Annotated in this window: 18 protein-coding genes; 5 read left to right on the forward strand and 13 right to left on the reverse strand. The window is 46.6% G+C overall.

The genetic code is table 11. The features are described 5' to 3' along the window. Positions 1-8: 8 nt before the first annotated feature. The 11 genes from D104_RS34985 to D104_RS35035 all read right to left on the reverse strand — a co-directional run bounded on the left by D104_RS34985 (position 9) and on the right by D104_RS35035 (position 14,256). A complete protein-coding gene (locus D104_RS34985; RefSeq protein WP_024025338.1) occupies positions 9-782 on the reverse strand; it encodes a cobalamin biosynthesis protein in 774 nt (257 codons plus the stop codon). Continuing rightward, complete coding sequence (cobI, locus tag D104_RS34990; RefSeq protein ID WP_024025339.1) at positions 779-1,519, reverse strand: precorrin-2 C(20)-methyltransferase; 741 nt, start codon at positions 1,517-1,519, stop codon at positions 779-781. Before cobI ends, D104_RS34985 begins: the two co-directional genes overlap by 4 nt. Further along, complete coding sequence (cbiE, locus tag D104_RS34995; protein ID WP_235075962.1) at positions 1,516-2,859, reverse strand: precorrin-6y C5,15-methyltransferase (decarboxylating) subunit CbiE; 1,344 nt, start codon at positions 2,857-2,859, stop codon at positions 1,516-1,518. Before cbiE ends, cobI begins: the two co-directional genes overlap by 4 nt. A gap of 185 nt (positions 2,860-3,044) precedes the next feature. Then, complete coding sequence (locus D104_RS35000) at positions 3,045-3,698, reverse strand: precorrin-8X methylmutase (RefSeq protein WP_024025341.1); 654 nt, start codon at positions 3,696-3,698, stop codon at positions 3,045-3,047. Further along, positions 3,695-4,489: a precorrin-6A/cobalt-precorrin-6A reductase gene (locus D104_RS35005; protein WP_024025342.1), complete on the reverse strand. Its 795-nt coding sequence runs from the start codon at positions 4,487-4,489 to the stop codon at positions 3,695-3,697. Before D104_RS35005 ends, D104_RS35000 begins: the two co-directional genes overlap by 4 nt. After that, a complete protein-coding gene (locus D104_RS35010; protein ID WP_024025343.1) occupies positions 4,486-5,625 on the reverse strand; it encodes a cobalt-precorrin-5B (C(1))-methyltransferase in 1,140 nt (379 codons plus the stop codon). The genes D104_RS35005 and D104_RS35010 overlap by 4 nt, the downstream gene beginning before the upstream one ends. Before the next feature lie 6 nt (positions 5,626-5,631). Further along, positions 5,632-6,987, reverse strand: coding sequence for a cobyrinate a,c-diamide synthase (locus D104_RS35015; protein ID WP_024025344.1), 1,356 nt, complete (start codon positions 6,985-6,987; stop codon positions 5,632-5,634). 21 nt (positions 6,988-7,008) lie between these two features. After that, positions 7,009-8,766, reverse strand: coding sequence for an ATP-binding protein (locus D104_RS35020; protein WP_024025345.1), 1,758 nt, complete (start codon positions 8,764-8,766; stop codon positions 7,009-7,011). Between the two features lie 205 nt (positions 8,767-8,971). After that, on the reverse strand, positions 8,972-11,665 hold the full coding sequence (locus D104_RS35025; RefSeq protein ID WP_024025346.1) for a PAS domain-containing hybrid sensor histidine kinase/response regulator: 2,694 nt from the start codon (positions 11,663-11,665) through the stop codon (positions 8,972-8,974). Positions 11,666-11,691: 26 nt separating this feature from the next. After that, complete coding sequence (locus tag D104_RS35030; protein WP_024025347.1) at positions 11,692-13,476, reverse strand: EAL domain-containing response regulator; 1,785 nt, start codon at positions 13,474-13,476, stop codon at positions 11,692-11,694. A gap of 177 nt (positions 13,477-13,653) precedes the next feature. Beyond that, on the reverse strand, positions 13,654-14,256 hold the full coding sequence (locus D104_RS35035) for a YitT family protein (protein ID WP_024025348.1): 603 nt from the start codon (positions 14,254-14,256) through the stop codon (positions 13,654-13,656). Between the two features lie 245 nt (positions 14,257-14,501). On the opposite strand from D104_RS35035, the gene D104_RS35040 reads away from it, so the two are divergent. From D104_RS35040 to gloA2, 3 genes are read left to right on the forward strand one after another with little or no spacing between them, the layout of a single operon-like run. Further along, entirely contained in the window at positions 14,502-15,389 is an 888-nt protein-coding gene (locus tag D104_RS35040) for a LysR substrate-binding domain-containing protein (protein ID WP_024025350.1), read from the forward strand. Between the two features lie 3 nt (positions 15,390-15,392). Further along, a complete protein-coding gene (locus tag D104_RS35045) occupies positions 15,393-16,346 on the forward strand; it encodes a LysR family transcriptional regulator (protein WP_024025351.1) in 954 nt (317 codons plus the stop codon). Positions 16,347-16,357: 11 nt separating this feature from the next. Next, complete coding sequence (gloA2, locus tag D104_RS35050; RefSeq protein WP_024025352.1) at positions 16,358-16,747, forward strand: SMU1112c/YaeR family gloxylase I-like metalloprotein; 390 nt, start codon at positions 16,358-16,360, stop codon at positions 16,745-16,747. A 108-nt stretch (positions 16,748-16,855) separates the two neighbouring features. On the opposite strand, the gene D104_RS35055 is transcribed toward gloA2, so the two are convergent. Continuing rightward, positions 16,856-17,479, reverse strand: a complete 624-nt coding sequence (locus tag D104_RS35055) for a peroxiredoxin (protein ID WP_024025353.1) — start codon at positions 17,477-17,479, stop codon at positions 16,856-16,858. Between the two features lie 86 nt (positions 17,480-17,565). Next, complete coding sequence (gene grxD / locus D104_RS35060; protein WP_024025354.1) at positions 17,566-17,895, reverse strand: Grx4 family monothiol glutaredoxin; 330 nt, start codon at positions 17,893-17,895, stop codon at positions 17,566-17,568. Positions 17,896-18,139: 244 nt separating this feature from the next. On the opposite strand from grxD, the gene argF reads away from it, so the two are divergent. Both argF and D104_RS35070 read left to right on the forward strand, forming a co-directional pair. Further along, positions 18,140-19,045: an ornithine carbamoyltransferase gene (gene argF / locus D104_RS35065; RefSeq protein ID WP_024025355.1), complete on the forward strand. Its 906-nt coding sequence runs from the start codon at positions 18,140-18,142 to the stop codon at positions 19,043-19,045. A gap of 89 nt (positions 19,046-19,134) precedes the next feature. Further along, the gene (locus D104_RS35070) at positions 19,135-20,061 is read left to right on the forward strand and encodes a LysR family transcriptional regulator (RefSeq protein ID WP_024025356.1); all 927 of its coding nucleotides are present in this window, start codon (positions 19,135-19,137) and stop codon (positions 20,059-20,061) included. Positions 20,062-20,101 lie beyond the last annotated feature (40 nt).

Here is a 20,101-nt window from a genome sequence, read left to right on the forward strand (position 1 = left end):
TATTAAAACTACGACTCAAAGCCTCTTGCTACAGCTACTGTCGCTTTAGAATTTTTAATCTTTTCTAAAATCAATTCGGGTTCTGAATCAACCGCCAACTTTGCAGCCAAGAGCGCGGCGGATTCGGCGACGCCGTAGACGCCAACAGTGTTGAATATGTAGTCCGATTTAGTGCTAAGAAGTGGTTCCATCGGGGCGAGTTGTTGGGCGCTGTAGGTGTTGAAGTCCCAGTGGTATTTTGCGGCGAGAGCGATCAGGTTGGTTTCATCCGCTTTGATGTCGATGCTGTTTAAGGAATGAATGTCGTTTGGCGTTAAGCCTTTTTGCGCAAGGGCATCAAGCATGAGGCTTTCAAGAAATTCCAGTGGGCAGTTGCGTTCGCAGCCCATTCCCAAGGTGTAAATAGGGTTCAGGTAAGGTTTCGCTGTGGTCATAACCAGTTGCGCGCCGAGGGAGTTTGCCACTTGCGCGCCCCACTCGTTGGCACCGCCTTCATGACCTGATAACAACGGAATAACGAACTTACCTTCTTCGTCCAAAACCAAGACTGGCGGGTCTTGGTATTTGTCTTGAATCACTGGCGCTAGGGTTCGCATGACGATGCCTGTCGCACAAATAAACACCAACCAGTCGCCATTCTTAAACGCCGTCTGTACGAACTGTGCAAAAGGCTTGGGTTTGTAATCTACTCTCACCTCAAGGTTATTCGCCTCTGGCCATTCCGCTTGTAAGCGTTCAGCAAGTTGTTTCCCTGCGGGGGTTAGCGCGACAATGCGTATCACCGTGTGCCTCGCTCGCTTTTTGTCACCACAAACAAGGAAAAGTACGGACCGGCTTTGTCCTCCAAGGTCGACACATCGCGTACGATGCGTTCGTTTTCGCGACCAATGTATTCTAGGTATTTGGCGTCTTGCATGCGGTTGGTTTTGCGCAGCGCCATGAGAATGCGAGGGCGAGCGCGCCCTGCTTTCATAATCACTACGCTGTCATGTTGTTCCAAGGCGGTATCAATCTGCAAAGCGGAATGACGACCGCTGACCACGGCGAAGGATTCTTTTAGCACGGTAAGCGGATGATTTAACGCTGAAGACGCAGCATTAATAGACGAAACGCCCGGCACCACTTGGCATTGAAAATCGCCTTCTAAGCGTTCTAATAAATACGCGAATGAACCAAAAAATAACGGATCACCTTCGCACAAAAACACCACGTCTTTGCCTTGTTCCAATTCAGCGGCAATGGCGTTTGCGCCATTGTCGTAGGCTTCATTCGCCAAAGAGCGATCCGTCGACATGGGCATGACGATGGCGATTTCATTTTGCACGTGCGTCACGCCAGCAAAGGCTTCACTGGCAATGGTTTTCGCTTGGGAGCCACCTTCGTCGTTGGCAAGGTAACTCACCACACTTGCGCGCTGGATCAAACGCAATGCCTTGAGTGTAATCAGCTCTGGATCTCCAGGGCCGACACCCACGCCAATGAATCGGCCTGTTTTTTGTACTGTAGCAGAGGCGCTCATTGTGCACTTTCCTTATTGATTGTCTTGGTCATGTGTTCTTCAAAATGCTTTTTAAAATGGTGAAGCGTGACCGGTAAATTGGGGCGAAATAACCGCTGCCCCGCTAAACGTTCACCTTTGGCAATGGACACTTGCAGGCTTTGTTCGTCTGCGTCTTGCACTTTGTCACGCTGTTGCGCGAATTGCATTACCTGAAATTTAGTGTCTTCCGTCACCGCACTGACCATCAAGCTGCCGCCAGCAGGTAATCTATTCCACACTTGCGTCATCAAGGCGTTTAGTTCGCCATCGCTGCCGCCAATGAATACTTTGTTGGGTATTGTATTCTGCCCATTATGCTGCGAAAGCAAATCCACCAGCACGTCGGGCGCTCGCCCCGCGACGATAGATAGGTTCTGGATTACGCCAAAACGGTCTTGATTGGCCGCTAAACAGGCGAGCCTTTCTGGATGATGTTCAATGGCAATAATGTGACTGCGCGGATGCCAGTACGCCATTTCAACACTCACACCACCACAACCCGCTCCAATGTCCCACACGGTATCGCCTTGTTCGATATTCATATAAGACAAGATCGCCAAGCGCACTTCTCGCTTCGTAATCATGCCTTTGCCGTCGCCTTTGTCGGTGATAAAAGACGCATCGGGAATGCCAACCGAGCTTGGATAAAGTGAGGTTTGTGGGCTGGTTTTCACCACGATCACATTGAGCGGATCACACTCTACTTCGGTTTTAACCAAGGTCTGGGCAACAAAAGAGCGGACCTTTTCCTGCTCGTAACCTAAGGCTTCACACACTGTGATCTCGCTTTGACCCAAACCCGCTTGCACGCACTCTTGAGCAATGTGTTTCGGTTGGCTGTATTGATCGGTCAATAACACTAAAGTGCTGTTCGACTGCAAATGACGGCGCAAACTCGACAATGGACGACCATGAAGGCTGACCACATTCACGTCTTGTAAGGACAACCCTAAACGATGACACGCCACTTGAATGCTGGAAACATTCGGATAAAACATCAGGTTTTCGGGTGAAAAATTACGCATTAACCAAGCACCAATACCGTAATACAAAGGATCACCCGACGCCAACACCACCACCTGTGTTACGCCTTGGGTTTGCCACGTCGCAAAGTCGCCTTCTAGCTGCTTGAGCTTGGGCAAATCACAACGCTGAGCCTTGTGGAAATACGCCGCAATGGTGTCATGTTGACGAGGCGAACCCAGCACGATGTCTTGCTCAGATAAGCTTGCCAATGCCGCTTGCGCAGACGCATCAAGGTTCGCGTGTTCGTTCACACCAAGGCCGATTACATGGATTGGCATTTGTGTTTCTGTCATTAACCTAACTTCCATTCAATGTCCCCGCACCAAGGAACGAGGTATCTGTACTTCATTAGAACATCGCAGTCTGCTCCTCACCCTGTCAAGGGGGAGGCTGGGAGGGGGTCAAAAGCTAACAACCCCATCCTAACCTTCCCCTTGAAGATAAGGGGAAGGAACAAAAAAACGAGCTTAGTTCCCAATCAATAATACTCGTCCACATTACAGCGCAACAAAGCATTACAGCTGGCCGAGGTGACCGCGCTTCCGCCCATGCGGCCCAGTAAGGTAATGCATTCAATACCCAGCTTTTCATGCGCTTGCCAAAGGGCGTCTTTCGATTCTGCCGCGCCGACAAACCCCACTGGCATGCCGATAATCAATGCGGGCTTAGGCGCGCCATTGGCGATCATTTCCAATAAACGAAACAAGGCCGTTGGTGCATTACCGATTAACACCACGCTGCCAGCAAGGTCGTCTTGCCACAAACTCAATGCTGCCATAGAACGTGTGTCACCTTTGCTTTTGGCTAACTCAGCGGTTCGCGAATCGTTCAAAAAACACAAAGGGTCACGACTGATCATCCGCTTAGTCACACCTTGCTTGACCATTTCCACATCGCACAAAATCGCACAGTGGTTCGCTAATGCGTCACGTCCGGCTTGGGTAGCATTGGCGCTGAATCGCACTTGCTCAGCCACATCAGGCAAACCAAGGCTGTGCACCACGCGCATTACCACTTGTTGCTGGTCTTGGCTTAAACCCGACAAATCGGTGAGTTCACGGATTTGTCTAAAACTGTCGTGCTCGATGGCTTGTGGATTGTTTTCGTATTTATAGTCGTCTGAAGGAGTCACTGTTGGCTGTCTTTTTGTTGATTCTTAGAATGAGTATTGCCCCACGCCGCTAAACAGGCTTGTAGGCAATCTTGTGTGTCGCTGAATTCTCGATCGGCGGCTGGCAATGTGGGTCGGCTATGCAGCAAAACAGGAATCGATAATTCACACGCCGCTTCCAGTTTTGAGTAGGTTGCAGAGCCGCCGCTGTTTTTACTAACGATCACATCAATGCCTTGCTCACTTAATAACTGACGTTCGTCTGCTAGCGCAAAAGGCCCGATGGCTTTTATCCAATCTATGTTATCTGGCAATGCAAATTTGGGCTCAACGGCCGTACGCCAGACAATTCGTTCCACACTCGGCAGCTGTAGAATTTGTGTTAGTAAGGTTTCACTCATCTGACCTGCGCTTAATAATGGCACATGAAAACCATCCAATTGCGCCAATAAGTCATCGTCTGTCTGATAGTAATGCCACACATCGCCGTCTTTTTGCTGCCAAGCAGGACGATGGAAGCGCCAGCAAGGAATGCCAACAACGCGCGCCGCGTCCACCGCTTTGCTGCTCATGGTTTGCGCGTAAGGGTGAGTGACATCGAGAATCGCGCCAATCTGGTTGTCCCGTATGTAATTCGCCAAACCACCAAATTGCGTAAAGCCACCAACAACGAGCTGACAATCGACTTTTGGAACACGAACCAAACCCGCTAGGCTGTAAATTACGCTTAGCCCAGACTGGTGCTGTCCTTGATAAAAGGCGTCCGCTAAACGTCGGCCATCGGCGGTACCACCAAGCAATAAAATTTTCATGGTGCTTCACCCAGGCTGCCTATGTTGCCGTCTACGGCTTTGCCTACAAATTGTCCTTTGCGATCAATCGCCCAAACTTCCAATGCCATGTGATCAGGAATGTATTTTCGAGCAAAGGTTAAGGCTTGCTGACAAATGGCATCGGCGAGTTCTAACCCTGCCGAAGAAGCGAAAGATAACGCTTCCACGCTGGTATTAGCATGGGTCATTTTGCTTTGTAAGGCATCGCTGGCACCCAAGGTCGCGGCCAGCTCTGCCAACGCACCAAGGTCGATGCTCGACACTCGGCTGTTCAAATCCATATTGCCTTGCGCCAGTTTACTGATTTTACCGAAGCCACCGCAGATACTGAGCTTTCTTAACTGGATCGAGTCTGTTTTTTCCACTTTTTTAATATGCTTTAAAACAGCGCCGACAAAGTCACCCATTTCTATAAGTGCCATGTCGTCCAGTTGGTAATGATTTTTTATCGCGTCTTCGCTGGCATTGCCTGTGGTCGCAGCAATGTGCGTAATGCCGTTGGCTCGCGCGACATCGATGCCTTGATGAATCGAGGCGATATACGCCGCACAGGAAAAGGGCCGCACAATGCCCGTTGTGCCTAAAATCGATAAACCACCCAAAATGCCCAATCGAGGATTCATGGTTTTTTGCGCGATTTGCTCGCCATTGATCACGCCAACCGAAACGTCAAATCCACCTTGGTACTGATAAGTTTGCGCAAAGCCTTTTAAATGTTCTGTCATCATTTTTCGCGGCACAGGATTGATCGCGGGTTCGCCCACATCAAGCAATAAGCCAGTGCGAGTCACCGTGCCAACCCCTTGCGCCGCATGAAAACGAACGCCGTGTTTTGGAGATAATCTCAGTTCGACAAATAAGGTCGCGCCATGAGTCGCGTCAGGGTCGTCTCCTGCGTCTTTGATGGTGGCGGTTTTAAAACCACCCTCAATCGCTTGGTATTCAATAATGGGCAAATCAACTTGTTTGCCTTTGGGCAAGGTGACGCTGACCGTGGCGTCTTGTTTCTGGGCAAAAAGTGCTTGCGCGGCGGCAACGCAACAAGCCGTCGCGCAGGTTCCAGTGGTTAAACCAGTTCTAAGCGGCGCGGGAGATTCAGCACTTTCAGGCCACATAATGCGCTAGCCCTGTTGATCCGCTAAAAAAAGCTTAGCGGTCGCATCGAGATTAGAAGGAAAAAACAAATGCAAGTAACTGGCGGTTAAGCCTTTTTGTTGATAAATGGCTTCGCCTGGTGCTGGGTGTCGTTGACGTCGACCATAACCGACAGGTTCTGGTGTGTTGGCGCTACGAGACCGATGATGTGCGTGCCCACGAATATCACCTTGAGGAATCACCGCCGTTTGCATGCCTTGGCAACCCCGTTTACCGCGCATCGCGCCTTGTCCTTCTAGGATGCCGAGCATCGGGTAACAGTCATCGTTCAAATCAGTTAAATCGTTCAAGCTGTACAGCATGCCGCCACATTCGGCCAAAATGCCTTTGCCCGTTTGATAAAACGCAAGAATGGCTTGGCGCATGGCGGTGTTATCCGACAAGGCTTTGGCGTGCAATTCTGGGTAACCACCTGGCAGCCAGAGTGCATCGGCTTCAGGTAAGATTTGATCTTTTAATGGCGAGAAAAACACGATTTTTGCGCCCATGCTTTGCAGCGCGATAAGATTCGCATCGTAAATAAAACTGAACGCCGCGTCTTTTGCAACGGCAATGGTTTTGCCCGCTAAGCGTTGTTCAATGGTTTGTTCTGCATCGGTCTGCTTATTCACAGAGACTTTCTTATTAATAGAATAAAAGACAACGGCTTTTGGTAGTTCTAATAAGCCCGTGTCTTGGGTTTCTTTTAACCATTCGACCGCCGCTTCAAAACGAATTTCTAACTCGTCTTTCACTTCGTCCGCTTGCACTAACCCTAAATGCCGTTCTGGCAAAGTAATCGCTTCGTCGCGCTTTAATGTTGCCAATAACGGCAGATTTTCTGGCAATGCATCGCGGATCAATTCCGCATGACGTTCGCTTCCACAACGGTTAGCAATAAGTCCCGCGACTTGCACATCGTCACGAAAATTCGCCAAACCTGTCGCTAACGCGGCAGCGGTTTGCGCCATGCCTTTTACATCCATGACAATTGCCATGGGAATACCAAAGCGAGCCGCAAGATCGGCGCTGGATGGGTCGCCATCAAACATGCCCATTGCGCCTTCAACTAGTATTAAATCCGCTACTTGCGCCGCTTGGAACAATTTATCTTGGCAGTAATCGTCTCCGGCCATCCAGATGTCGAGCTGTTCGACCGGTTGCTTAGACGCTTGCGCGAGAATTTGCGGATCGAGATAATCGGGGCCGGTTTTAAACACTCGAACCACTTTCCCTTGGTTGGTGAAATAACGCGCCAACGCAGCCGTAATGGTGGTTTTACCCTGATTTGACGCTGGCGCCGTCAAAAACAACGCAGGGCAATGAACAACAGAAGCAGTCATAAAACAGTCTCTAAAAAGTGTCTAAAAGTTCTCTATAAGAGAGTTCAATAAAATGTATTGCGCCCCCAAATGCTGGGCAATGTCTTGGCCTCGGCCACGCTTGATCGGCGCATTTTCAGTGTCAATTAATACCGTGTTGCCTTGCAATGCAAGGTCTGACACATCGGCTTGGGTGCGACCGTCAGTCAATATGTAGGTTTGGCTGTACAAGTCCGCGTTTACGTGATGTTGCTGCGCCAAATACTGACTGGCGTTTTCGATGGCGATGCGAAACGGCGTACCGCCACCTGCGCCGAGGTTATCTAATACCACTGAAATTTCTTTTGGCGCTCGGACTCTTGGTAAAATGGACGACACACTGTCTTGGCCAAAGCCTAAAATCGCGATCTGTTCACGGGCTAAATACGCACGATTGGCAATGTCTAAAATTATCCCTTTGGCCCTTGCAAACACACCTTGGCTTAATGTTGACGCCGAGGTATCCAGCAGCACCAAATGCAACACCGCTTGTCCGGTTTTATCCGCTTTGTGAGTCAGCTGCTTTGGCGGCCATTCTTGCGGCTGGCTGACAATGCTACGAAACCAATCAATGCCATTGGCCGTTTGCGCGGCATCAGGACGATAACCGCCCTGCTGCTTGCCTTTATGCTTTCCCGGCGCCACCTCGCTCAATCTATTCATGGCTGAGCTGGCTTGCGGATCTTCGTTGAGCACTACTTTAATGGGCGAGCTCGTCGCCAGTTTTTGCGGCGTCATGCTCCCCCAATCACCTTGCCCCTTTTCCTCTGGCGGCGCGTTTTGCGCATCGCTCGAATCTGAACGAGGCTGTTGCGACAAGGACGGCGATTGAGACGGTGAGGATTCAGGTCGACGTGAAGGAGGGCTAGCAGGTTGAGGCGGTGTTTTCGCGTGTCGACGATGCGCTAACACTAAGTCTTCAACGGTTTGAATGTCTTCTTTTTCGACGACTTTGGCGCCGCGCCAAGCCGCATGCGCCATCGCGGCACGAACCCAAACAATGTCGGCACGAACCCCATCCACCATGGCGGCTTGGCAACGTGTTGCAACGTCCATGCGCAATGCATCGGAACAACTGATATTGCCCAAGGCTTTTCGAGCCAAGCGAATGCTGTTTTTTAAATTACGTTGTTTGTATTTGAATGCATCGCAGAAGGATTTTGCATCTTGGTCGAATTCGTCACGCAGTCGTACAATTTGAACGCGCTCTTCAAGACTGTATTGATTGCCAAGTTCGACCATTAAACCAAAACGATCTTGCAACTGTGGGCGCAATTCCCCTTCGTCTGGGTTCATGGTACCCACCAGCAAAAAACGAGATTCGTGTTCGTGGCTTATACCGTCACGCTCAATTCGATTCACGCCGCTGGCCGCCACATCAAGCAGTTGATCGACAAGATGATCTGCGAGCAAATTCACCTCGTCTACATAAAGCACACCGCCATGCGCTCGACTGAGCAAACCCGGTTTGAAGGCGACATTTTTGTCTTGTAATACTTGCTCTAAGTCTAAAGCACCGAGCAAACGGTCTTCACTGGTGCCAAGCGGTAACGTCGCAAAGGGAACCTGTTCAGCGTCATCTAATGCAGGCATCACGCCAGACAAGCCGCGCGCTAATGTGGATTTCGCTGAGCCACGTGGTCCGCTGATTAATACGCCGCCGATTCGCGGGTTAATCGCACAAAGAATTAAAGCCAATTTTAATGATTCTTGCCCAGCGACCGCGGTAAAAGGAAAATTGCTATGGGCTAAACGGGTCATTGGGGTACCTGTGGCGGTTGAATAAAATCGAAAAGGCGTTGTCTGAAACGTGCTGTCTCAAAAGGAAAAGCACAAGCCCTTTATTGTAGGTGTTTTTGCTGTGTTTTGTCTTGTATGACCTTATCTTTGCACTCTGTTTCTGTCAAACGCAAAGCCTTCAGGTCATATTGAATAAAACCCATGCAACATAATGACACGAGGTGTTTTATTCGGACGGTTGATATTGCACGACCAATTCTTCAACCAAACCGAGATCAAACTGCTCGACTGCCGCTTGAATAGCCTTTTTATAGGTTGCTGGCAACATGGGTTTTAACACCAAAAGTGCGTCTTCAGTTTGCTGCATATCGCCGTTTTGTGCGGCTGATAACAACGGCTGCCAGTCTTCCAATGTTAACGGTATGAATGGTTCTTCGGCCTCTTCATCTTCCGCCATTTCGTCGATGCTATTAAGAGGAAGTAGTGACTCAGGCACGGGCACAAATTGTACGTCTAAATGTGCAACCAAGGCCTTGTATATGTCTTCGGCTCGATAAGGTTTGGCAATGACCTGGCAAAAACCAACATCAAGCAACGCCTGCATCTCATGCTCTAAAGAAGACGCGGTCACGGCTACCACAGGGATTTGTGGGTTATGGCTGTCTTGCTGAATGACTTTCAGTACATCGGTGCCTGTTTTGTTGGGCATTCGAATGTCTGTCATCACGATATCTGGCGGATTTTTCTGAAAAGACTGTATGGCTTGCTCGCCATCTGACGCCTCTGCGACCTGACAACCGGCCTTCTCCAACAATGACACTAGAATATCGCGTGACCATTCGTCGTCTTCTGCCACCAACACTGTGATGGGGTGGTTGAGTCTCATATTAAGCAGTGTTTCTTGCTCGCCAACGTTTTCTCTGTCGCTTTCCGCGACTTTCAACAGCGGCAAGTCGACGATAATTTGTGTGCCGACACCTTGGCTACTTTTAACCGATAATGTCCCTTCCATTAATTTCACTAACGTCATCGACAACGCCAAACCCAGTCCAGTTCCGCCAGATGCTTCTCCTGCCTTTCCTTGCACAAAAGGTGTAAACAAATGCTCTATCAATTCAGTTTCAATACCTGGCCCACTGTCTTCTATGCAGACATGAATACGACCCGCTACGATACGAGCAATGATTTTCACATTGCCTTCGCTGGTGAACTTAACCGCATTACCCAACAAATTGGTGATGATCTGCTGGAACTTAACCGGATCTATCCATACGAGTGTTTGCTCGGCAAAATCGCACTCTACAGTTAAACTTAACCCTTTTTCCAACGCTTGACCTTTAAGCAGTTTGCCAATTTGACTTACCTCTTTACAGAGATCGACTTTTTGTTCATGAAGCACCAATCGACCGGATTCAATGCGCGCTATGTCTAAAATGTCATTGATCAAGCCAAGTAAACGATTTCCTGCACTGGCGATGGCTAAAAAGCGCGATCGAGACACACCAGTCAGTTGATTATCTTCGCCAATTAACTGTGCATAACCAATGATGGCATTCAAAGGGGTGCGGATTTCATGACTCATATTGGCTAAGAAATGACTTTTAGCCTGATTGGCTTGCTCCGCTTCTTCTTTTGCCTGTTCCAATTGCATTGAGACACTTTTTTGTTCAGTAATGTCACTCATGATGTCACCAAATGACGTCGCTTTGCCATTTTCATCACGCAATACAAAATACATTTCGTAGGTAGAAAAGACGCGCCCATCTAGGCTCTTTGCCTGCAATTCCCCTTCCCACACATCATGTTCTTTAAGGTAGGGTATCACCGTTTTTTGTAAGAACTTTTGACTGGATTCTGGATAGAACTCTAGGAAGTTAAACGTGCCTGACGGCATCTCATCTATCTCACTGTCAACACCAAGTAACACTCGTATTTTTTCATTAAAATACGTGATATCGCCATCAAGCGTTGTCATTGCAAACCCTTGAGCCGAGTTATCCGCAAAACTCTTAAACTGCTTAAGCTGATTGATTAGACGATGACGTTCCGTGATGTCTCGAGCGATGCCCAAGGTGCCACGAAAGTGAATAGAAGGTTCAATGACAGGAACACGATAAACCTCGAATAAACGTGGCGACCTTCCATCTTTAGGAAAACCCCAGCTTTGTTCATGCAAGGTCGTACCCGTTTCTAAAGCCGCATTGTCTCTATTTTGGTAGTACTCCCCTTTCCCATCCAAATTTAAGTCTTGGTCGTTTTTTCCTTTAATACCTTCGGCCGAAAGTGAATTAAAATCTAAAAACGCTTGGTTACAATCCAAATAGCGACCTTGCTCATCTTTATACCAAACAACGTCAGGAATATTATTAAGCAAGGACAACAAGGTCAGTTCGCGTCGTTGTGCCTCTTCTCGAGCGGCAATTAACGCTTCTTCGGTCGCAACCAAAGGACCAATGTCTTCAAAAATACCCGCCACACTGCGCACGCGATTTCGACTGTCGATGCGCGTCACACTGCCACGCATTTCTATCCAAAAAACCTCGCCATTCGGATTTTGTATTTTTAATCGAATCGCACTGGGCAGCGCACCGATTTTTTGCTCCAACAATGCCACTTTCCATTGTTTAAAAGCAATTTGGTCTTCAGGGGATAAAAAAGCCAACCATTGATGTAAATGCTTAGGGGTCTTTCTTTCATCAAAGCCAAGCTGCATGAAAAATTCTGAGGAGGTATAAAGCCGATTACTGACAGGAAACCATTCCCAAACACCTGCATTGGTCGCCAAAATAGCACGAGAATAACGACGCTGTAGAAGTTTAAACCGGACCAGAAAAGCCAGCTGAAAAACGACCAAAAACAACACGGTAAAGCAAAACAATGCCGCGAGCACTTTTAAAATAGTAGGCAATTCAATATCCATATTTCAGGCCTCTAAAAACGAACCAATTACAATTTTTCTGGTTTATGAAAGTGGTAACCTTGGCCCCACTCAACACCAAGCAGCTTCAGTTTTTGTACAATTTCTTGGTTTTCGACAAATTCAGCCACCACCGGTTTATTAAGCATTTTGGCCAGTTTTACAATGGAGTCGACCATACCGTAATGAATGTCGTTGACGTGCATGTCTTTGATAAAAATACCGTCAATTTTGATGAGGTCAAATGGCAAATCCATTAAATAAGCAAACGACGAAAAGCCCGTACCAAAATCATCTAACGCGATACTGCACCCACTTTCATGCAAAACTCCCATGAATTTACGGGCATCGGAGAAGTTATTGAGCGCTTCCGTTTCTGTAATTTCAAAGCAAAATTTACCGCCATCCAAATGGTAATGCGCCAACCTATCCACAATGTATTCGGCAAAGCCCGCCTGTCGCACCGATAACGCAGACACGTTAATCGCCACTTGGTCGACACGTTCCCACAGACTTTCTCGTTCCGCCAATTGCTTCATCGTATTGTTAATAACCCAACGATCTATTTTGGAGATAATGCCGAATCGTTCTGCTGCTCGGATGAAGTCATTGGGGTATATCAGCCCACCGGTTTCTTCATCTTTTAATCGCACCAAAATCTCTATTTTTTTCCGTGGTTCATCACTGATCAAGGAGCAAACTTGCTGAAAATGCACTTCGAATAAGTCTTTTTCAAGGCCATCAATGATGCGTAGTCCCCAGTTCAAGTTACCACGACGCTCTTCATAAGAAAGGTCTTTGGCGTTCTTGATAATTCTAGAGTGCTGACCAGATTGCTTGCTGGAATAACACACCTCATCCGCTAACATGACCACTTGTTCAAACGACACCATATCCAGAGTGATCGGAATAGCCACTTGCGTCACGCTCAATCGGAACTGGCGCTCATCCCAAACAAATGAAAAGTCTTTAATGCCTCTTTCAAACAAGCGAAAGAGTGACTCAACCGATTCAACGCCACCTTTACTCACCATGATGGCAAATTTATCGCCACTTAATCGAGCACAAAAATCCCGCTGCGGGTCGATAAATTCATTGATTAAGGCCGCCAACTGATGCAATAGCTCATCGCCTGCAATGCAACCGCATGAATCATTGATCAGACGAAATTCGTTCACATCGAGTAAAACAAAAAAGGGAATGTGCTTGGTCATTCCCGATTGAATATCCGAAATGACGTGGGATACGTGCTCGTCTAACGCGTCACGATTATAAAGCTGTGTAACAAAATCATGCTGAGCGAGATACTTCAACCTATCTTGCATATACCGTCTTTCGTTCACTTCTTTACGAAGGTTCCGATTGACGAGGTTTAAATCAGCAGTACGCTCCCTTACTTTTTCTTCTAATGAGACCGTCAGTTCTCTTAATTCATTCACCAACTGAAATTTTTCTAATTGGTGCTGAACTCTGGATCGCACTTCTTCGATGCGGATTGGCTTAGCAATATAATCGTTGCCGCCAACGTCGAAGCCCCGAGAAATATCGTCGGCTAATGCGGTGACAAAAATGACAGGAACTTCTTTGAATTGTGGGTGTAAACGAATACGGCGACAGGTTTCAAAACCATCTATTCCGGCCATCATCACATCCAATAAGATCAGGCAGGGTCGTGTCCGCTCTAATAACGCTAAGGCACGCTCCCCCGAATTAGCAACAGCGATCTGACAATCTAACGCTGCGATCACATCCTGTAAGACCCGCAAGTTTTCTGGTACATCGTCGACTATTAACACTGTTGGTGATTGTTTCATACCTAGTTATGCCTTCCCTATGGTTTCAAAACTACCCAAATAGAGTTATGAAAACACTGTCATTGAACAATTAATATGCAATAGACACAAATACTAACCCCGTTCCTTATAGAAGATCTATATGAGTTATGTATATAAAAAGTAACTTAGGTATAAAAAGCCAATCAGATTAGAGTGTTAACTCTTACTTTCTGTCATTGGTATTTGCGCCCATATAGGCGGACGATGGTAACGACCAACCACCGAGCTTAAAAGCAAAAACGCCAGCAACGAATAACCCAGTTGACTGAGATCAAGAAAGATCATGGCCGCAAGCAATACGGCAACATCGGCCACTAACGTGGTTTTGCTCGCGTGTATGCCAAAACGCCGTTCCAAATACACAGACAGAATATTCAGCCCGCCCAGAGACGCATTATGACGAAACAAAATAATGAGTCCAAAGCCAACCAACAAGCCACCCAAGGCGGCAGATAAAACGGGATGAATCGATAAATACACGTATTCACGCATTAATTCAGACAACGCAGACAGCAAACTCACACTCACAAATGTCCGGACAGTAAAAGCCAGTCCAAGTGTGTACCAAGCCAAAATATAAAAAGGAAGATTCAGTAAAAAGAACAATTGACCGAAGGATAAATCCGTAATTCTGAAAAGAATCATACCAACACCAGCTGTGCCACTGATAAGCAGTTCAGCCGAGTTTAAAATGTGTAATCCTAATGCGACAAGCAGACAACCCTCAACAATAGAGAGCCAACGATGGGTGAGTTTCATATCAAATCCTTACAAGAGCTGTATCAACTTTTGGTTAATAACAAGATCGACACGCCGCTTCTTGTGGAAGCAAAGACGCAAGCCAAAATCATTCTAAATCTTTCTGTAAAAAAATAAGCATATTTCATACCATAAAGACAAAATACACAATCGATTAAGTGCTTTTATTTACCGCCAAACGCATTTGTCACGACAGAAGACATTAGCGCTACTCTTCAAAACAGAAACGAGGCTACAATAGCCAAATGAGAATCACACTAAGACAATTACAAATATTCGAAGCCGTTGTGCATACAGGATCTGTGACGGCTGCCGCTGAAATGGTCTCTATTAGCCAGCCAGCAGCAAGCCAAGCACTGAGAGAGCTCGAGGCCCTATTAGGTCGCCCTCTTTTTCGCCGCCACGGCAAACGCTTACAAATCACACCTCAGGCCAGACACCTTTTGCCTCAAGCTCGCGCAGTACTCAGCCAAATAGAGCAAATAGAGAGCATGGGGAATGAAGATGAATTGAGCGGCTCTCTTCATCTAGCCGCCAGCGTGAGCGTCGGGAACTACTTATTGCCCAAGCAAATGTCGCTGTTCAAGCAACAACATCCAAACATTCGTTTTAATTTGGACATCGGAAATACTCAAAGTGTGATTCAACAATTGCTGACAGGGAAAGCCGAAGTAGGCTTTATCGAAGGCTACTGCCAACACGCAGAACTCATGACACAAGTATGGCTAAAAGACGAATTGGTCGTCTTTGGATCTACAGAAGAAAACCGTGCTGAGGATTTGTCTTGGGAAGATTTAAAGCAAGCCAGCTGGGTGATGCGCGAATCTGGCTCAGGAACGCGTAACATACTTGAACAAGCCACCGCGGCTAAAATACCACAACTTAACGTGGTACTTTCACTTGCTCACATGGAAGCGGTAAAGCAAGCCGTCATCCATCAAATGGGGCTTGGGTGTTTATCTAGAATGGCGATCTCCCAAGAGCTCAATGCTGGGTTAATTCGCCTGTATAAAACGCCACTGGAATTGAACCGAAACCTATTAATCGTCACGCCTAAGAACACGGCACTGACACAAAACGCCCAACGCTTTATCGACTTATGCTGTGCCGTCCCAGTTTTAGCGGATATTTAAATTATGAATATTAATAAAATAGACCTTAATCTTCTTATTTATCTCGATGTTTTGCTAAGAGAATGCAACGTCACACGCTCTGCCAGCAAACTTAATATCACTCAACCCGCCATGAGTAATGGCTTAAAACGGCTACGTGATTTGTTAAGTGACCCTCTTTTGGTGCGAACCAGTGAAGGCATGAAACCCACAGAAAAAGCCCTTCGACTTCAACCGATTGTTCGCAAAGTGTTGCTCGAATTAGAAGAAGCCCTACAACCAGAAGCGGACTTTAATGAGAGTACCAGTACGCGTGTCTTTCGAATCATGGCCAGCGACTATGCAACGTCTACGGTTATTCCTCGATTACTCAACCGCTTACGCGAACACGCACCTGGAATCACACTCGACATTATGACGCCCAGCGATGTGACGTTTCATGATGTTGAAGCGGGCAAAATAGACATGGCCATCAATCGCTTCGAAGAGTTACCACAATCGTTCCATCAGAAGAGCGTGTGGTTCGACACTTTTGTCTGCATGATGAGTTCAAAAAACCCAATAAAAGACCATTTTGATATTGATGCCTATCTTCAAGCACAGCACATTTGGGTTAGTAAAACAGGCTTTGGCGTTGGCGTTGGCATGGACCCAACCGATGTCCAAAAACTGGGTTGGGTCGATGAAGCACTGCAAGCGCTTGACCACAAACGCAGTATTCGCGTATTTACGAGAAGCTACCACACCGCCATGCATCTGGCATTGGAGCAAGACCTTATCGCCACACTGCCGAAAAAAGTCGCCATGATCAATAAGAAAAACCCTGATTTAGTCATTCTTGATCCGCCATTCGACATCCCAAAAATTGAACTAAAGATGATCTGGAGCCCATTACTGCATCACGATGCGAGCCATATTTGGTTTAGAAGACAGGTCATCGATGTGGCAAACGAATTAAAGGCACAAACCAAACAATAAGAAGTAGAATTATGTTTACCGTTTCTCATGTACACCATATCGCTATCATTTGTTCCGATTACGCTATTTCAAAACATTTCTATCATGAAATACTAGGCTTTAAAATCATTGCAGAAACCCATCGAGAAGCGCGTCAGTCTTATAAATTGGATCTGGCCATCAACGAAAGTCAACAGATTGAACTTTTTTCCTTCCCTTCTCCACCCGAAAGACCCTCTCGTCCAGAGGCTCAAGGGCTACGACATTTAGCGTTCGCGGTGCCAGACTTAGACGCTTGCGTTCGCCACTTAAATCGAGAAGGCGTTGCCACAGAAGAAATTCGACTCGATGAATTAACGGGGAAACGATTCACCTTTTTTTCTGACCCTGACAATTTGCCCCTTGAGCTTTATGAGCAATAAAAACTCAACATTCAGCAAAATCAGCGCCATAAAAAAGCGCCCATCACTTCCGTAATGGGCGCTTTTATCAACTATATGGACAACACTTACTTATTGTAAAAGTACGTCTTATAGAGTTTTAGAGTTTTCAGCAAGGTAAGAAGCAACACCTTCAGGTGAAGTATTCATGCCTTTATCGCCTTTGTTCCAGCCTGCTGGACAAACTTGACCATTTTCTTCGAAGAACTGAAGCGCATCAACAACACGAACCAATTCATCCATGTTACGACCAATTGGCTCATCGTTTACCACTTGTGAACGAACGATACCTTTTTGGTCAATAACAAAAGATGCACGCATTGCTACGCCAGCTGGGTAGTAAGAGTCACCACCTTCAGATTCAATACCGTATGCTTTCGCAATCGCGTGATCCATATCCGCTGCTAGCGTGTATTCAACTGCGCCGATACCGCCTTGATCTACTGGCGTATTACGCCACGCATTGTGCGTAAAATGAGAATCGATAGAAACGCCAATCACTTCAACGCCCATTTCACGGAATTTATCCATGCGATGAGACATAGCGATAATTTCAGAAGGACAGACAAAAGTGAAATCCAAAGGATAGAAAAATACGATTGCGTATTTACCTTTGATAGTTTCAGACAAGCTGAAAGAATCCACAATTTGGCCATCTGCCAATACCGCTGGAACTGTAAAATCAGGTGCTTTTTTACCTACTAAAATAGACATTTTTAACGTCTCCTTTTATTAATGAATATTAAACAAGCCAATATTTCATGAAATGATGTCGTCAATCACAACGACGACCCAATAACTTATTCTTCTGACGTACCAACTGCAGAATTAATCAACGCTTGTAACTCGCCGTTACCCGCCATTTCTACAATAATGTCACAACCACCAACAAGCTCGCCCTTCACCCAAAGCTGAGGAAATGTTGGCCAGTTAGCAAACTTTGGAAGCTCGGCGCGGATGTCTGGATTGTCCAAAATGTTCACGAAAGCAAAACGTTCACCACAAGACATCAAAGCTTGAACCGCTTGAGATGAAAAACCACACTGAGGTGCACGAGGGTTTCCTTTCATGTACAACAGGATGTCGTTGCTGCTAATTTGCTCTTTAATTGTGTCGATTGTATTACTCATACTAAAAACCTCGTTCTTGGGCGGCGCCTAACATGGTGATAACCGTACCGTTATTATCACCACAAAATGAACAACCATTAAATTCATTGAAAGTTGCATCAGTTTATTGGGTCTGGTGGTGTATTTACAACCCCAATAAGGTGCTTTCCTTTGCTCTTTCTCTTGTTAATTGCCCTTTACTCACTTACCTGAGTGTATTAAATTGGTCGATTCCCTTTTCAAAAGACAATTAAGGAGCGCTAGCGTGTCGCCAAGACATTTTCTTACTCTGAAGGATCTAACTTCCGACGAGTTAAAACAGTTATTACTACGAGCTTCTGAGCTTAAGAAAATCCATCATGAAGGCACGCTATTCCAACCGTTAAAAAACCGCGTGTTAGCGATGATCTTCGAAAAATCATCCACACGAACTCGAGTGTCATTTGAGGCAGGCATGGCTCAGTTTGGCGGTCACGCGTTGTTTCTTTCTTCACGAGATACCCAACTCGGACGCGGCGAACCGGTAGAGGACAGTGCTCGAGTCATTTCAAGCATGGTGGATGCGGTGATGATCAGAACCTTTGATCATGAAACCATTGAAACCTTTGCTAAATATTCATCGGTACCTGTAATCAACGCACTTACCGATGACTACCATCCCTGCCAGTTACTTGCCGATATGCAGACTTACCAAGAGCACCGCGGCTCTATTGAAGGCAAAAAAGTGGTTTGGGTTGGTGATGGTAACAATATGTGCAACTCCTACATTAACGCCGCAGCACTACTCGACTTCCAACTTGTCATTGCCTGCCCTGTTGGCTACGAGCCGAACGCAGAACTCGTTGAAGAGCATAAAGATCGCGTCACCGTCCTTCATAGTGCGCACGAAGCGGCCAAAGACGCAGATCTCATTGTGACCGATGTGTTTGCCTCTATGGGACAAGAAGATGAACAGGAACAACGTCTGAAAGACTTTAATGGCTTTCAAGTGAATGCAGAGCTAATGGCAAAAGCCAATCATGATGCTTTGTTCATGCATTGTTTACCTGCACATAGAGGTGAAGAAGTGTCTGCCGATGTCATCGACCGTGCCGATTCCGTTGTCTGGGATGAAGCAGAAAACCGCTTGCATGCACAAAAAGCGCTACTTGAATTTTTGTTGTGCCAATAACACAATAAACCAGCTCGCTTGGACACCAATATCCAGCGAGCTTTTTTACACCCAACGCATTGAGAAAAACTCATCAAACGTGAATTACTATGAGCATTATTGAAGTTAGGCACCTAAAAACGCTGACGGCGTTACGAGAAACCGGCAGTTTGGTCGAAGCCGCCGAACGTGTGCACCTGACACAGTCGGCCTTATCACACCAACTCAAAGACCTAGAAGAAAAATTAGGCTGTCCGCTCTTCATTCGAAAAACCAAACCCGTACGTTTTACCAGTGCTGGATTACGTTTATTGCAGCTTGCGGACGATGTGCTGCTTTCTTTTCGCTCCGCTCAACGAGACATCCAGCGTTTTGCTGAAGGCGAAAGCGGCCGTTTGCATATCGCGATTGAATGCCATAGCTGTTATGAATGGTTAATGCCGACCATTGACCATTTCCGTGAACATTGGCCAGACGTCGAACTTGACCTGTCCACGGCATTTGGCTTTATGCCGTTGCCTGCTCTTGCTCGTGGGGATTTAGATTTAGTCGTGACATCTGACCCTCAAGACATTCCTAATATTGAATACATTCCATTGTTCCAATATGAGTCTCAAGTGGCCTTATCTCGTCACCACTCATTGGCTAAAAAAGAATTTCTAACCCCTGAAGATTTCAAAAAAGAAACGCTCATCACCTACCCAGTTGAAACCGAGCGCTTGGATATTTTCAAACATTTTTTGAACCCTGCTGGCATTGTACCCGCTAAGATTCGCCATAGTGAACTGACTCTAATGATGATGCAGCTGGTCGCAAGTGGTCGAGGTCTGTGTTGCCTACCAAATTGGGCATTAACGGAATACACAAATCGACAATACGTGATTACCAAATCACTGGGTGAAGAAGGGGTTTGGTGCAAACTCTATTTGGCAATAAGAAAGGATCAGCGCGACAACGCCTACATGGAAGACCTTATCTCTACGGCGACTAAAACATGCTTCAAAAATTTAAAAGGCATTTTAGCACCAGAGCTGTGAGTGTTCGTTCGAAAATACTGGCAGGATATTAGAAATAAAG

Origin of the sequence: Marinomonas profundimaris (assembly GCF_000508165.1) — a bacterium.
Taxonomy (GTDB): Bacteria; Pseudomonadota; Gammaproteobacteria; order Pseudomonadales; family Marinomonadaceae; genus Marinomonas; species Marinomonas profundimaris.

What these genes read in the sequence shown, in the direction of transcription:
- cobI (WP_024025339.1), bottom strand. Translation starts at nt 1,519, where the DNA reads ATGAGCGCCTCTGCTACAGTACAAAAAACAGGCCGATTCATTGGCGTG.
- D104_RS35010 (WP_024025343.1), bottom strand. Translation starts at nt 5,625, where the DNA reads ATGTGGCCTGAAAGTGCTGAATCTCCCGCGCCGCTTAGAACTGGTTTA.
- D104_RS35070 (WP_024025356.1), top strand. Translation starts at nt 19,135, where the DNA reads ATGAGCATTATTGAAGTTAGGCACCTAAAAACGCTGACGGCGTTACGA.
- D104_RS35015 (WP_024025344.1), bottom strand. Translation starts at nt 6,987, where the DNA reads ATGACTGCTTCTGTTGTTCATTGCCCTGCGTTGTTTTTGACGGCGCCA.
- cbiE (WP_235075962.1), bottom strand. Translation starts at nt 2,859, where the DNA reads ATGACAGAAACACAAATGCCAATCCATGTAATCGGCCTTGGTGTGAAC.
- D104_RS35005 (WP_024025342.1), bottom strand. Translation starts at nt 4,489, where the DNA reads ATGAAAATTTTATTGCTTGGTGGTACCGCCGATGGCCGACGTTTAGCG.
- D104_RS35055 (WP_024025353.1), bottom strand. Translation starts at nt 17,479, where the DNA reads ATGTCTATTTTAGTAGGTAAAAAAGCACCTGATTTTACAGTTCCAGCG.
- gloA2 (WP_024025352.1), top strand. Translation starts at nt 16,358, where the DNA reads ATGTTTACCGTTTCTCATGTACACCATATCGCTATCATTTGTTCCGAT.
- D104_RS35035 (WP_024025348.1), bottom strand. Translation starts at nt 14,256, where the DNA reads ATGAAACTCACCCATCGTTGGCTCTCTATTGTTGAGGGTTGTCTGCTT.
- D104_RS35045 (WP_024025351.1), top strand. Translation starts at nt 15,393, where the DNA reads ATGAATATTAATAAAATAGACCTTAATCTTCTTATTTATCTCGATGTT.
- D104_RS35020 (WP_024025345.1), bottom strand. Translation starts at nt 8,766, where the DNA reads ATGACCCGTTTAGCCCATAGCAATTTTCCTTTTACCGCGGTCGCTGGG.
- D104_RS35030 (WP_024025347.1), bottom strand. Translation starts at nt 13,476, where the DNA reads ATGAAACAATCACCAACAGTGTTAATAGTCGACGATGTACCAGAAAAC.
- D104_RS35040 (WP_024025350.1), top strand. Translation starts at nt 14,502, where the DNA reads ATGAGAATCACACTAAGACAATTACAAATATTCGAAGCCGTTGTGCAT.
- D104_RS35025 (WP_024025346.1), bottom strand. Translation starts at nt 11,665, where the DNA reads ATGGATATTGAATTGCCTACTATTTTAAAAGTGCTCGCGGCATTGTTT.
- grxD (WP_024025354.1), bottom strand. Translation starts at nt 17,895, where the DNA reads ATGAGTAATACAATCGACACAATTAAAGAGCAAATTAGCAGCAACGAC.